This window comes from Azospirillum himalayense (assembly GCF_042657465.1).
In the GTDB taxonomy this organism is placed as follows: Bacteria; Pseudomonadota; Alphaproteobacteria; order Azospirillales; family Azospirillaceae; genus Azospirillum; species Azospirillum himalayense.
This window is the reverse complement of the sequence record NZ_JBHSLC010000035.1, coordinates 64,634-77,488: the sequence shown is the minus strand read 5'-3', so window position 1 is coordinate 77,488 and position 12,855 is coordinate 64,634. Positions and strand designations below refer to the sequence as shown.

The following is a 12,855-nucleotide window of genomic DNA, read 5'->3' as shown; positions in this document are numbered from 1 at the left end:
GGCCTGGCCCACCACACTCAGCCGGCGCTGCATCCGCATGATCCGCTCCCGCAGTGCTGGCCGTGTTCATGCCCGTCCCCAGGACGATGACCGTGAGCATGGCCATGCTCGTCGTGGTCCATCTCGCGGGACAGGAACAGGTTGCCGATTTCGAACAGAAGCTCGCGCGTGCCGCGGTAGCCGACATGGACCTTCAGCCCGGCGCCCAGCCGGTCGAACATCGGAAGCCCCATGCGGTGCAGCGGCACCCCGATGCGCGCGGCCCCCTGCCGCCCGTGCGAGTTCGACACGATCAGGTCGGCGTCGCGGGCCAGAGTCTCCACGTCGGAATGGTCGCCGACCATGACGGTCGCGGCCTTCAGCTTCTCCAGCACGGCGGTCTGGGTGGGGGACACCGCGGCGATCACCTCCGCCCCCATGTCCGCCAGGAAGCTGGTGACGGCGTAGAGCAGGTCCGGCTCCAGCGCGACGGCGATCCGCTTGCGGCTGTAGAAGAAATGCCCGTCCAGCATGCCGTCGACCAGCGTCTCGCGCTGACGGCGAAGCTTCGCCGGCACCGGACGGCCCGACAGCTCCGACAGGGTGCGGACGAGGCGATCCGACGCCTCCAGCCCGGTCAGCCGATCGAAGAAAAGGCTGCGCACGTCGGTCTTCAGCTCCAGCGCCGCGGCGGCGACGCGCATGTGCTCGCCGACCACCAGCGTGGCTTCCGACGCGCCCATGGACGCGATCTGCTCCACCGTCACGCCGCCCAGCGAGGTCGCCGTGAAGTCGTCCGGCTGGCGGCCCGACATGGACAGCGACAGGTCGGGCAGGAAGATCGGCGACAGGCCGAAGCTCTCGATGATGTCGCGCAGCTCCTCCACGTCGCCCGGCGACAGGTGGCAGCCGGCCAGCACGTTGATCTGGCCCTTCACGGTCGTTTCCGACGGCTGGACCACCTCCTCGACGATGCCGGTCACCGCGGCGGAGAAGCCGTCCTCGAAGCCGCCGGAGAAGTCCGGGGTGTTGGCGAAGACCAGCTTCAGGCCGGACAGCGCGGGGTTGCGCTGGCGGAACAGCGAATACTGCCCGGCCATGTCCTCGCCCTTGGTCTCGGTCACGCCGGTGGTGGCGACGCCGATCAGGGCGGGCGCGTTGCGCTCGTGGATGGTGCGGACGGCCTGCTCCAGATTCTCGTAGCCGCCGAGGATGGTCGAGACCTGATCCATCGCCGTGGTCTGGAGCGGAATGGCCTCGCGGAAATGGCGGACCAGCAGGACCAGCCCGAAGGCGGTGCAGCCCTGGCTGCCGTGGAACAGCGGCATGCAGCGGTCCACGCCGAGGAAGGCGAGCGCCGCGCCCAGCGGCTGGCTCATCTTCAGCGGGTTGGTGGCGGCCGCCTTGGCGGAATGGGGGAAGCGCTGGATGGTGCCCATGGCGGTTACGCTCCCACCGGCTTGGCGTCCGGCCTGGAGTCGGGCTTGGATTCCCAGGGAGCGGCCAGACGCACCTGCCGCCAGATCGGGTTGGACAGGGTCTTGTCGATTTCCTCACACAGATTGACGATGCCGTCATAGCCCGCGTAGGGGGTGTGGCGCTCCTGGTTCAGGTCGAGCCACGGCACCTTGGCCTTCAGCGCGATGAACTGCGACCGGCCGCCGGACATCATGATGTCGGCCTCGCTGTCGCGCAGCATCTTGTAGATGTCGCGGGGCTTCAGGTCGTCCCACTGGTGGAACTCCTCGCCCTTCATCTTCTTGATGCGCTCCTTGTCCTCCTTGGTGGACTTCTTGGTGGAGGTGCCGACGATGGTCAGCCCGGCGCCTTCCAGCGCGGTGACCATCGACCAGCTCTTCACGCCGCCGGTGAACAGAAGGACGCGCTTGCCGTCGAAGCGCGGCTTGTAGGGTTCCAGGCGCCGCCAGACGCGGCTCTCCTCACGGGCGATGACGCCTTCGGTGCGGTCGATAATGGCCTTGTCGGCGCCGCGCTCCACCAGCATGCGGGCCATGGTGCGGAGCGTGTCCGACATGTCCGACACGCCGTAGAAGGAGCCTTCGAAATAGGGGATGCCCCAGCGCTCCTGCATCTTGCGCCCGACATTCACCAGCGCCTGCGAGCAGACCACCATGGTCAGCCGCGCCCGGTGGGCCTGCGCCACCTCGTTGTAGCGCCCGTCGCCGGAGATGCAGGACAGGATGCGGATGCCGATCTCGTCGAGCAGCGGCTTCACCAGCCACAGCTCGCCGGCCAGATTGTATTCGCCGATGATGCAGATGTCGGTCGGGGTCGTGACCGCCGGCTCCACCGTGCCGATGACGTGGTCGAGCAGAGTCTCGCCGGCCAGCTTGTTGCCGAGATTCTTCGACCCGACGAAGCCCGGCGCCATCACCGGGATCACCGGCTTGCCCAGCTTCTTCGCGGCGAATTTGCAGACCGCCTCGATGTCGTCGCCGATCATGGCGGGGACGCAGGTCTGATAGACGAAGACGGCCTGCGGATCGTACTGCTGCACGATCTCCTTGATCGCCCGGTAGAGCTTCTTCTCACCGCCGTGGATGATGTCGAGCTCCGACATGTCCGTGGTGAAGCCGGTGCGGTAGAGCTGCGAGCCCGACGATTTGGTGCCGCGGTTGTCCCAGGAGTTGCCGAGGCAGGCGATCGGCCCGTGGACGAGGTGGGCGGCGTCGGCGATCGGCTGGAGCGCGATCATCGCGCCGTCATAGGCGCAGCCGCCGGCGGCGGCCCCCGGCTTCAGAGCCTTGGAGCAACCCTTCTTCCGCTCCTTCTCCGACTTGGCTTGGTTGGTGGAGCAACCCGGCTCGTTGAAGACGTCCTGGAGCTTTTCCTGGAGCATGACCTTCTCCCGCCATTGGCCGACATCGGCGCCTGTGGATCAGTCATATGCAGGAGGTGTGCCAAGGAGTGATTTGTTTATATTCAATAAGTTAAGGTGAGCGGCCCCGTGTGCGATACCCGACAATCGCGGACTTTGTCGGGTATCGCACAGCCCGGGGCGATGGCCGGCCGCGCATGGCGCGTGCCGTCAACGGGCCAGCACCTTGGCGGCTTCCTTGGTTTCCGAGACCGCCGACGCGATCTGGGTGATCGCGGAGTTGATGGCGCCGATGTTGTGGTCGACGGCGCTGACCGAGGCCGACGCGTTCTGCATGTTGGTGGACATGTCGCCGGTCACCGCGCTCTGCTCCTCCACCGCCCCGGCGGAGACGGTGACGAACTCCATCAGGTTGCTGGTGGCCTGACGGATGTTGCCCAGCGACGCAACGACGTCGGACGAGACGGCCTGCATGCCTTCGATCTCCTTGGAGATCTGGGCGGTCGCGTTGGCCGACTGGTTGGCGAGATTCTTCACCTCGTTGGCGACGACCGCGAAGCCGCGCCCGGCCTCGCCGGCCCGCGCCGCCTCGATGGTGGCGTTGAGCGCCAGCAGGTTGATCTGGCTGGCGATCGAGCTGATCAGATCGACGATGCCGCCCATCGCCTTGGCGACCTCCGTCAGCCGCGCCGCCGCCCGGTCGGCGTTTCCCGTCTCGTCCATCGCGGTGCTCGCCGCTTGGCGCGAACGGATCATGCTGTCGGCGATCTCGCGGGCCGACGCGGCGAGTTCCTCGGCGCTGGCGGCGACGGTCTGGACGGTGCCTTGCGTCGCACCCGACCGCTGGGCGGCGTCCTCGGCCTGCCTGCCGGCGGCGGAGAGCGCGGCGTCGATCTCGGTGAAGTTGTTGTCGATCAGCGCCTTCAACTGGTCCAGAAGTTCCACTTGGCGGGTGATGTCGGTGGCGAACTTGACGATCTTGGACAGCCGGTTGCTGGAATCGAACACCGGGTTGTAGGACGCCTGAATCCACACCACGCGGCCGCCCTTGCCGATCCGCTTGTACTGGGCGGCCTGGAAACGGCCCTGCCGCAGGCTATCCCAGAAGGCCCGGTAATCCGCGCTGCCGTGCTCCGCCGGATCGACGAAGGTGCTGTGGTGGCGCCCCGCGATCTCCGGCAACGTGTAGCCGAGCAGGGACAGGAAATTCTCGTTGGCGGTGATGACCGTGCCGTCGGGGGTGAATTCGATCACCGCCTGGGACTTGGAGATCGCCTCCGCCTTGCCGCGCAGATCGATGTGTTCCAGATGGCGTTCGGTGACGTCGGTGCACACCTTGACCACCTTGTGGGTGACGCCCTGGCGGTTCTTGATCGGGTTGTAGGACGCCTCGATCCAGACCTCCCGCCCGCCCTTGCCGATGCGCTTGTACAGTGAGGATTGGAATTCACCCCGGCGCAGACGCTCCCAGAACTCCTTGTAATCCGAGCTGTCATGGAGATTCGGGTCGACGAATATCCGGTGATGCTTCCCTTTGATCTCCTCAAGGCTGTAGCCCATGCATCGGAGAAATTGGTCATTCGCCGACAGTATGTTGCCAGAAGTGTCAAAGGAGATTATGCCATTAGATTTGTCTAATGCGTTGGTTATTTCCGTCGCTTCCGTGTCTGCCGACCTTAGAAAGGTTTTAAAGGGCATGTTGATTGTCCTTATGGGGCAAGTATGGCGTGACGATTTGATGTTATCGGCAATTTGCATAAAAAACAATTAATCGACGTCCAGGCTGTGCCGTGGAGTGCCGTATCGTTTCGGCGATGATTGTATTCGCTAAGATATGCCGTTCTGCTGGCAGGTAATCGAATGCAATTTTTTGTTGATATTATGGATATTTTGTCGGTGGTGGTCGCTTGCGGTTCAAAGACATCGGTGCTTCTGTTGTTCAACCGGCGGGCATCGCGTGTGTTTTCGCAAAATCAGCGAAGGACTCCGCCTTTCGCCTCCTTTCCATGAAAGGCTGTGAAGAGAGCGCGCCTGCAAAGGGCGCGGGCTCAGGTGGCCTAGACGCTCCACTGGAAGCAATGCCTGCGGAGCCGCGTCCCTGCTATGGCAAGAGCGTGGCTCCGCCGGGCCACCGTCAGGGAACGATCACATAATCGGGGTTGGCGATCGCGAAGGCGGCGTCGCGGTCCGGCTGGGGCGGGTAGATCCACTTGGTGTTGATCTCGCGCTTCACCGCCTTGCCCTCCTCGCGGGTCAGCCGGACCTGCCGGTCCCAGCCCTCGGTGAAGAGCGCCCCCCACGGGCCGAGGTCGAGGCAGGTCACGTACTTGGGCTGGCTGTAGGGGTGGGTGGGCAGGCCGACCAGCTCCGCCGCGGCGTTGTGGCCGGCGACGCGGCCCAAGCTGAGGGCATGCTGGCAGGACATCGCGGCGACGTTGCCGAAGTCGTCGGTGGCGGCCCGCGCCACGTCCCCGGTGACGAAGATGCCGTCGCTGCCGACCGCTCGCAGGAACGGATCGGCCGGGACGCGCCCGAACCGGTCATGCTCGCCGGTGATCTGCGCGGCCAGAGGGTTGGCGCGGGCGCCCGCCGTCCAGACGACGGTGGCGGCGGCGATGCGCTCGCCGGTCGATGTGGTGACGCCCCCAGCGTCGATGGCGGCGACCGCCGTGCCGGCGATGATCTCCACGCCGCATTCGGCCAGCGCCTGCTCGATGACGGGGCGCGGCACGGGGCCGAGGTCGGGGCCGATGGCCGGCGCCTGTTCGATCACCACGACGCGGACCTTGGCGTCCGCGCCCAGGATGGCGCGCAGCCGGTCCGGCATCTCCGCCGCCGTCTCGATGCCGGTGAAGCCGCCGCCGGCCACCACCACGGTGTTGCGCGCTTCCGTTTCCGGCCGGGCGGCCAGGGCCTTCAGATGAGCATCGAGGGCGTGCGCGCTGTCGAGTTGGTCGACGTTGAAGGCGTGCTCGGCGAGACCGGGAATCGGCGGGGTGAACAGGCGGCTGCCGGCGGCCAGGACGAAGCGGTCGTAGGGCAGGGTGAACCGGGCATCGTCGGTGCCGGTGACGTCCACCGCGCGGCGGTCGGCGTGGATCGTTGTCACGACTCCGGGGATGTGGCGGACGCCCACCGCTTCGAACAGCGCGGCGAGGTCCGGCGCCATGCCTTCCAGCACCGCTTCGTAGAGGCGGGGGCGGATGTGGAGCTGAGGGGCCGGCGAGACGACGGTGATCGCGACGTCGCCGTCGCGGCCGGCCAGCGCCACGGCGCGGGCGGCGGACAGGGCGGCCCACAATCCGGCGAAACCGGAACCGGCGATGACGATTTGTTGGGTCATGACTCTGTGTCCTTCTGAAAGCCGGACAGGAGGGAGCGTTCTGGCGCGCGGGTGCGCGGCAGCCATCCCGTCCGTCCGGCGGAGATCCGGGAGGTGTTTCAGGGCATTGGATGAGGCGTGGTGGTCGGGCCGGCTGCGGTGGCCAGCTACGGTGTGTGCCGTGTCCGTGATGCGGCGCGGGCGCTGAGGCGCGCGTCGATCCAGGTCTGGACGTCGCCTTGGAAGTCCGGCGGGGCCTTGCGCCCGAAGGTTTCGCCGACGCTGGCCAGAGTCTCCTTGGCCAGCGTGTCGCGCATCGCCTTTTCGGCCTTCAGCATCACGGCATGGATGGCGCAGACGCCGGAGGTTGCCCAATCCGGCGGTCTGTCGTCGAAGACCGCGCAGCGGCCGCGGATCTCCTGGCACTCGAACAGCGGCTTCTCGCCCTCGATGGCGTCGACGATGACGAGGAAGCTGATGTCTTCCGGCGCCTTGGCGAGGCGGTAGCCGCCGCGCACCCCTTCGCTGGCCGTGACGATTCCCGCCTTCTCCAGCTTTGGGAAAATCTTGGCGAGGAAGGAGGGAGAGATGCCCTGCAGTTCCGCCAGATCCCGGCTGCTCAGCGGCGTGTCGCCGGCGGCGGCCAGCCAGAGCAGGCAGTGGATGCCGTATTCGACGCTTGCGGTGAGATGTGCCATGGCGTGGCCCGTCCAACGGTCTCGACAACACAGACCGTATCAGTCCGCGTTCTCAAGCGCAAGATGGAAAACGCAGATAATATTTGTCCGCGTTTATGAGCGAGGCCGCAGGCCGGACATGGAAAAGCCGGAGCCCACCTTGCGGTGGGCTCCGGCTCTCCGGGGAAGCGGCCGGGCGGGGGGATGGAGACCCCGCGCCGGCCGGGGGAGGTCAGCGCACCAGATCGAACGAGTAGTCGGTCTCGCCGACGATGTTCGTGTTGGCGTCCATATCCTCGAAGATCCGATCCAGGATGCGCACCAGCACGTTCAGAGCGCCCTGGTAGCCCCAGGTCGGGTAACGGTGATGGTGGTGGCGGTCGAAGATCGGGTAGGTCAGGCGGATGAGCGGGATCTTGGTGTCGCGCTCCAGATACTTGCCGTAGCTGTTGCCGATGATGTAGTCGACCTTGTCGGTGAACAGCAGCGAGCGCAGGTGCCAGAGGTCCTTGCCGCCGTAGGCCTTGCCGGACTTGCCGAACGGCGAGGCGTCGAGCGTCTTCTGAACCTGCTTCTCCCACTTCTTCGAGCCGGAGGTGGACAGGATGTGCACCGGCTCGGCGCCCAGCTCCATCAGGAACTTCGACATGCCCAGGCAGAAGTCCGGGTCGCCGTACACGGCGAAGCGCTTGCCGTGCAGGTGGGTGTGGCTGTCGGCGATGGCGTCGACGAGACGGCCGCGCTCCAGCTTCAGCTCCGCCGGGACCGGCTTGCCGGACAGCTCGGCCAGCTTCAGCAGAAGCTCGTCGGTGCCGGTGACGCCCATCGGGTAGTTGTACTTGGCGACCTGCTGGCCCTTCTCCTTGATGAACTGCAGGGACTGCGGGGTGCAGTATTCCTGCATGGAGATGGTGGCCTTGGCGTGGACGGCCTCCTTCGTGGCCTCCAGCGGGGTGCCGCCGTCATACATGCGGTACTCGCCGTCGGCCGGGGTGTCGAAGTTGTCCGACACGTCCGACAGGATCGTCAGGTCGATGCCGAACAGGCCGGCGATGCGCTTCAGCTCGCGGTTGTTGCCGACCGCGAAGCCGTCGAAGCCCGGGATCAGGTTGATCTTCTCGTTCTTCGGGGTGTCGAAGTTCTCCGACGTGCCCCAGAAGTGGGTCAGAACACCCTTGATCATGTTGTCGTAGCCAACGATGTGGCTGCCGACGAAGGCCGGGGTGTGGGCGAAGGGAACCGGGAAATCCGCCGGGACGCTTTCCTTGTTCTTCGCGTTGTTGATGAAGCCCGAGAGGTCGTCGCCGATGACCTCGGCCATGCAGGTGGTCAGCACGGCGATCATCTTCGGCTTGTACAGCGCGTAGGCGTTGGCCAGGCCGTCGATCATGTTGTTCAGGCCGCCGAACACCGCCGCGTCTTCCGTCATCGACGAGGAGACCGCGGAGTTCGGCTCCTTGAAGTGGCGGGTGAGGTGCGTGCGGTAGTAGGCGACGCAGCCCTGCGAACCATGGACGAAGGGCAGGGTGCCCTCGAAGCCCTGGGCCGCGAACATCGCGCCGATCGGCTGGCAGGCCTTCGTCGGGTTGATGACGACCGCCTCACGGGCGAAGTTCTTTTCCTTGTACTCTTCCGTCTTGGTCCACGCGGAAACCCGGGCGACCTCTTCGTCGGAGTGGCCGTACTCGAACTCCGTCTTCTTGCGCTCGAACAGCTCCTTGTATTCGGGCTGACGGAAGAGCGTGAAGTGGTCGATGACCTTGTCGGCGCTCTGGGAAACGGGGTGGGACATGCTCATTACTCCTATCTTCCAGAGGCCGCTTTAGAACGGAGCCTTCATGATGCCCCAGACGGGGTTGTTGATGGCCAGATCCATGTCGCGGGCGAAGATCGCGAAGCCGTCGTAGCCGTGATACGGACCCGAGTAATCCCAGGAGTGCATCTGGCGGAAGGGCAGGCCCATCTTCTGGAAGACGTACTTTTCCTTGATGCCCGAGGCGACGAGGTCCGGACGCATCACCTCGACGAACTTCTCCAGTTCGAAGGCGGTGACGTCGTCGTAGATCAGCGTGCCTTCCTTCACGTAGTGCTGGGTGCGCTGATAGTCGTCGTTGTGGGCGAATTCGTAACCCGTGCCGACGATCTCCATGCCCAGGTCATGGTAGGCGTCGACCACGTGGCGCGGACGCAGGCCGCCGACGTAGATCATCACCTTCTTGCCTTCGAGCCGCGGCTTGAACTTGGCGATGACGGCGTCGACCATCGGCTGGTACTTGGCGATGACCTTCTCCGCGTTCTCCTTGATGGTGTCATCGAAGAGAGCGGCGATCTTGCGCAGGGACTCGGCGATCTGCGACGGGCCGAAGAAGTTGTACTCCATCCACGGAATACCGAACTTCTCTTCCATGTGGCGCGCGATGTAGTTCATCGAGCGGTAGCAGTGGATGAGGTTCACCTTCGCCTTCGGCGTGTTCTCCAGCTCGGCGAGCGTGCCGTCGCCCGACCACTGGGCGATCACGCGCAGGCCGATCTCCTCCAGCAGGATGCGGCTGGCCCAGGCGTCGCCACCGATGTTGTAGTCACCGATGATGGTGACGTCGTACGGGGTGGAGACGAAGCCTTCCTTCGGCTCGGTCTTCTCGAAGATCCAGTCGCGGATGACGTCGTTGGCGATGTGGTGGCCCAGCGACTGGGAGACGCCGCGGAAGCCTTCGCAACGGACCGGAACGACCGGCTTGCCCAGCTCCTCGGACTTGGCGCGGGCGACCGCCTCGATGTCGTCGCCGATCAGGCCGATCGGGCACTCGGACTGGATGGAGATGCCGTTGACGAGCGGAAACAGCTCGTTGATCTCCTCGATCACCTTGTGCAGCTTCTTGTCGCCGCCGAAGACGATGTCCTTCTCCTGGAAGTCGGAGGTGAAGTGCATCGTGCCCCAGCTGTCCACGCCGGTGTCGCCGACATAATAGTTGCGGCGGCCGGACCAGGAGTAGTAGCCGCAGCCGACCGGGCCGTGGGAGATGTGGATCATGTCCTTGATCGGACCCCACACCACGCCCTTGGAACCGGCGTAGGCGCAACCACGGATGGTCATCACACCGGGGATCGACTTGATGTTCGACTTGACGCCGCAGTCCTTCGCCTCGGCCTCCAGCACGTTCAGGTGCTTGGCGCGGCGCTTGCGCGACTTCTCGGGATACGCTTCGAGAACCTTGTCGACGAGACCCTTGACGTCGACGCCTTCGTTCACGGACAGGCTCATGGTGCCAGTCTCCTGCATGCTCTCATTGTCCGCGCCACTTCAGCGCGGGACCGAGCCCCCTCTCTCCCACCCCGCGCACAAGGGCGGGGTGGGCTGGGGAGGGGGCCAGTTCAGACCTGTGCCCCGTCAGGGATCCAGGTGTCAGGCCTTGGCGGCTTCCTTGGCCTGGAGCTCGGCGAGCTGCTGCTCCTCCGACTTCATGATGCCGAAGTCCATCAGCATCTCTTCCAGCTCTTCCATCGTGATCGGGGTCGGGATGGTGCCCTTGCCCTTGTTCGCGTGGACCTTGTTGGCGAGCTGGCGGTATTCCTGGGCCTGCTGGCTGTCCGGCGCGTACTCGATCACGGTCATGCGGCGCAGCTCGGCGTGCTGCACGATGTTGTCGCGCGGCACGAAGTGGATGAGCTGGGTGCCGAGGCGGCCGGCCAGGGCCGAGGCGAGGTCGATTTCCTTGTCGGTCTGGCGCTCGTTGCAGATCAGGCCGCCGAGGCGCACGCCGCCGCTGTGGGCGTACTTCAGAATGCCCTTGGCGATGTTGTTGGCGGCGTAGAGCGCCATCATCTCACCGGACATGACGATGTAGATTTCCTGGGCCTTGTTCTCGCGGATGGGCATGGCGAAACCGCCGCACACCACGTCGCCCAGCACGTCGTAGGAGACGTAGTCGACGTCGTCGTAGGCGCCGTTCTCTTCCAGGAAGTTGATCGAGGTGATCACGCCGCGGCCGGCGCAGCCGACCCCCGGCTCCGGACCGCCGGACTCGACGCACTTGATGCCCTTGTAGCCGATCTTGAGAACGTCCTCGAGCTCCAGATCCTCGACCGAGCCGGCTTCGGCGGCGAGGTGCAGCACGGTGTCCTGCGCCTTGGCGTGCAGGATCAGGCGGGTCGAGTCGGCCTTCGGATCGCAGCCGACGATCAGGATCTTCTGATCCAGCTCGACCAGCGCGGCCAGGGTGTTCTGGGAGGTGGTGGACTTGCCGATACCGCCCTTACCGTAGAACGCAATCTGGCGCAAAGACATGGGAGGTTACTCCTTTGCTTGGGTCTACAGGGTGTCTTCAATTCCGGGGCGGCCTGCCCAGCGGCCGCTTCGACCCCTTCTCTGCATCCCCCGTGCCAGTTCGCGGAAAATTTTTAAGTCATTGAAAACGAACAAGAAATTAGATTGCGGACGAGCGCGGTCCGCTTTGTCGGGCCTGTGACATACCCGACAAAGCCCGACATTTTGTCGGGTCTCTCGCAATGAAACGGAAGGGATGGACGAACGTCGTCCGCCAGCGTCAGAGCCAGCGTCAGGCGGCGGCGTGGTTCAGCGCGTCGCGGGCGACAACGAGGCGCAGCGCCAGCGCCTCCAGCTCGTCGCCGTCCTGGCCCATGTCATAGAGAAGCTGGGCCAGCGACTGGCCGCGGGCGAGGAGGCGGCGCGCCTTGGCCGGGTCGGCGGGGCGGGCCAGCAGGATGCCGACGAGACGCTCCCCGGCGATGCGGGCCAGCGCGCGGCTGCGTTCGGCCAGACGGCGCTCCAGCGTGTCGAGCACCGCCGGCCGCCCGGCATGGTCGAGGTCGGTGCAGAACTGGTGCAGGGAGCGGAGCTGGCGCAGCAGCGCCTCGAACAGCAGCTCGTCGAGGTCGCCGCCGTTGGCGGCCTTTCCGACAAGATCGAACAGCGTGTCGGAAAGCCGCCACGCCGCCGACAGGCAGTCGTTCATCGCCTTGCGGTCGGCGGGCTCGACGAAGGCGTTGGCCTCCTCACGGTGCTCTTCCTGGTCGTCGAGGTTCCGCATCGCGACGACGAGCAGCCCGTCCACCGAGGCCAGCGTGGCGAGGCTGGCGTGCAGCGCCTTGATGCCGCGGTCGGCGCCGAAGCCGTCCATGGCCTCCGCCGCCCGGCGCAGGGCGTGGCGGGTGAGACGGCGCGACTGATAGACGACGTCGCGCAGGGCGACGGTGGCGCCCAGCGTCTCCAGCATCAGCCGCCGCGCCTCGAAGCGCAGCAGAGCGTGGGCGAGGCTGTCCATGGCGCCGGCGGTGGCGCCTGCCGGGTCCTCTTCCGCGACCGCGACGGGCACTTCGCCGCGAACCAGCCGGTCGGCGTCGGCGCGGGCGTCCGCCTCGATGGCCGACACCACCGACAGCACCGCGCCACGCCCGGCGCCGCGCAGCAGGCCGACCAGGGCGCGCAGGGCGGTGGCCACCTCCAGCGCGCCGGGCAGCCCATCCTCGGCATTGCCCTTGTTGTGGACGACGCGGTCGATCAGATGGTCGCGCAGGCGGGGCAGCAGGACGTCCAGGATGATCGGCGCGGTGGGGCGCAGCAGCGCCTCCAGCAGGCGGCCCTGCGGCTGGCCGAGCATGGCGGCCAGCGGGTTGACCGGCTTGGGCACCAGACGCGGGCGGTGGGGCTCCAGCAGGGCCAGCACCTCGTCGCCGCGCAGCGGGGTAATGGTGCCGCGCAGCAGCCGGGCGAGCGTCACGGCGTCGCGGGCCTCCCTGGCGCCGCGCAGCGGAACCGGCGGCCGTCCCGAACGCATCGGCATCTTTTCCGAGACGGCGGAAGGAAGAAGAACGCGCGGCGGCTGTACCGCCCGGTTGCGCGTCTCCTGTTCCTTACGCTTCATCGGCCACATGGCCTTGCCTCGTCTTGCGGTGCACTGAATCCTGTCCGAAGAACTATGGTGTCGTCTGGTCATCCGTTCAAACGGATATTTTTAAGATATTTGGAGTAAGCCAAAAGTTGTTTCGGCTGTTTAGTCGAATTGTTTTCGAATTCGAAA

9 protein-coding genes are annotated in these 12,855 nt (G+C 65.8%); all 9 read right to left on the bottom strand.

From position 1 onward, the window contains the following. Positions 1-17: 17 nt before the first annotated feature. Positions 18-1,418, bottom strand: a complete 1,401-nt coding sequence (gene nifN / locus ACFPMG_RS16955) for a nitrogenase iron-molybdenum cofactor biosynthesis protein NifN (RefSeq protein ID WP_376996316.1) — start codon at positions 1,416-1,418, stop codon at positions 18-20. A gap of 5 nt (positions 1,419-1,423) precedes the next feature. Next, positions 1,424-2,839 carry a nitrogenase iron-molybdenum cofactor biosynthesis protein NifE gene (nifE, locus tag ACFPMG_RS16950; RefSeq protein ID WP_376996315.1) on the bottom strand — a complete coding sequence of 472 codons (1,416 nt, stop codon included), beginning with the start codon at positions 2,837-2,839 and terminating at the stop codon, positions 1,424-1,426. A 189-nt stretch (positions 2,840-3,028) separates the two neighbouring features. Beyond that, positions 3,029-4,516 carry a methyl-accepting chemotaxis protein gene (locus ACFPMG_RS16945; RefSeq protein ID WP_376996314.1) on the bottom strand — a complete coding sequence of 496 codons (1,488 nt, stop codon included), beginning with the start codon at positions 4,514-4,516 and terminating at the stop codon, positions 3,029-3,031. A gap of 436 nt (positions 4,517-4,952) precedes the next feature. After that, a complete protein-coding gene (locus tag ACFPMG_RS16940; protein WP_376996313.1) occupies positions 4,953-6,161 on the bottom strand; it encodes an NAD(P)/FAD-dependent oxidoreductase in 1,209 nt (402 codons plus the stop codon). 146 nt (positions 6,162-6,307) lie between these two features. Then, entirely contained in the window at positions 6,308-6,838 is a 531-nt protein-coding gene (locus tag ACFPMG_RS16935) for an RrF2 family transcriptional regulator (RefSeq protein ID WP_137115840.1), read from the bottom strand. Between the two features lie 211 nt (positions 6,839-7,049). Beyond that, a complete protein-coding gene (nifK, locus tag ACFPMG_RS16930) occupies positions 7,050-8,609 on the bottom strand; it encodes a nitrogenase molybdenum-iron protein subunit beta (RefSeq protein WP_137102568.1) in 1,560 nt (519 codons plus the stop codon). A gap of 30 nt (positions 8,610-8,639) precedes the next feature. Then, positions 8,640-10,079, bottom strand: coding sequence for a nitrogenase molybdenum-iron protein alpha chain (gene nifD / locus ACFPMG_RS16925; RefSeq protein ID WP_014239785.1), 1,440 nt, complete (start codon positions 10,077-10,079; stop codon positions 8,640-8,642). Between the two features lie 141 nt (positions 10,080-10,220). After that, positions 10,221-11,102, bottom strand: coding sequence for a nitrogenase iron protein (gene nifH / locus ACFPMG_RS16920; RefSeq protein ID WP_038528978.1), 882 nt, complete (start codon positions 11,100-11,102; stop codon positions 10,221-10,223). A gap of 271 nt (positions 11,103-11,373) precedes the next feature. Beyond that, entirely contained in the window at positions 11,374-12,612 is a 1,239-nt protein-coding gene (locus ACFPMG_RS16915) for a hypothetical protein (RefSeq protein ID WP_376996312.1), read from the bottom strand. Between the last annotated feature and the right edge of the window lie 243 nt (positions 12,613-12,855).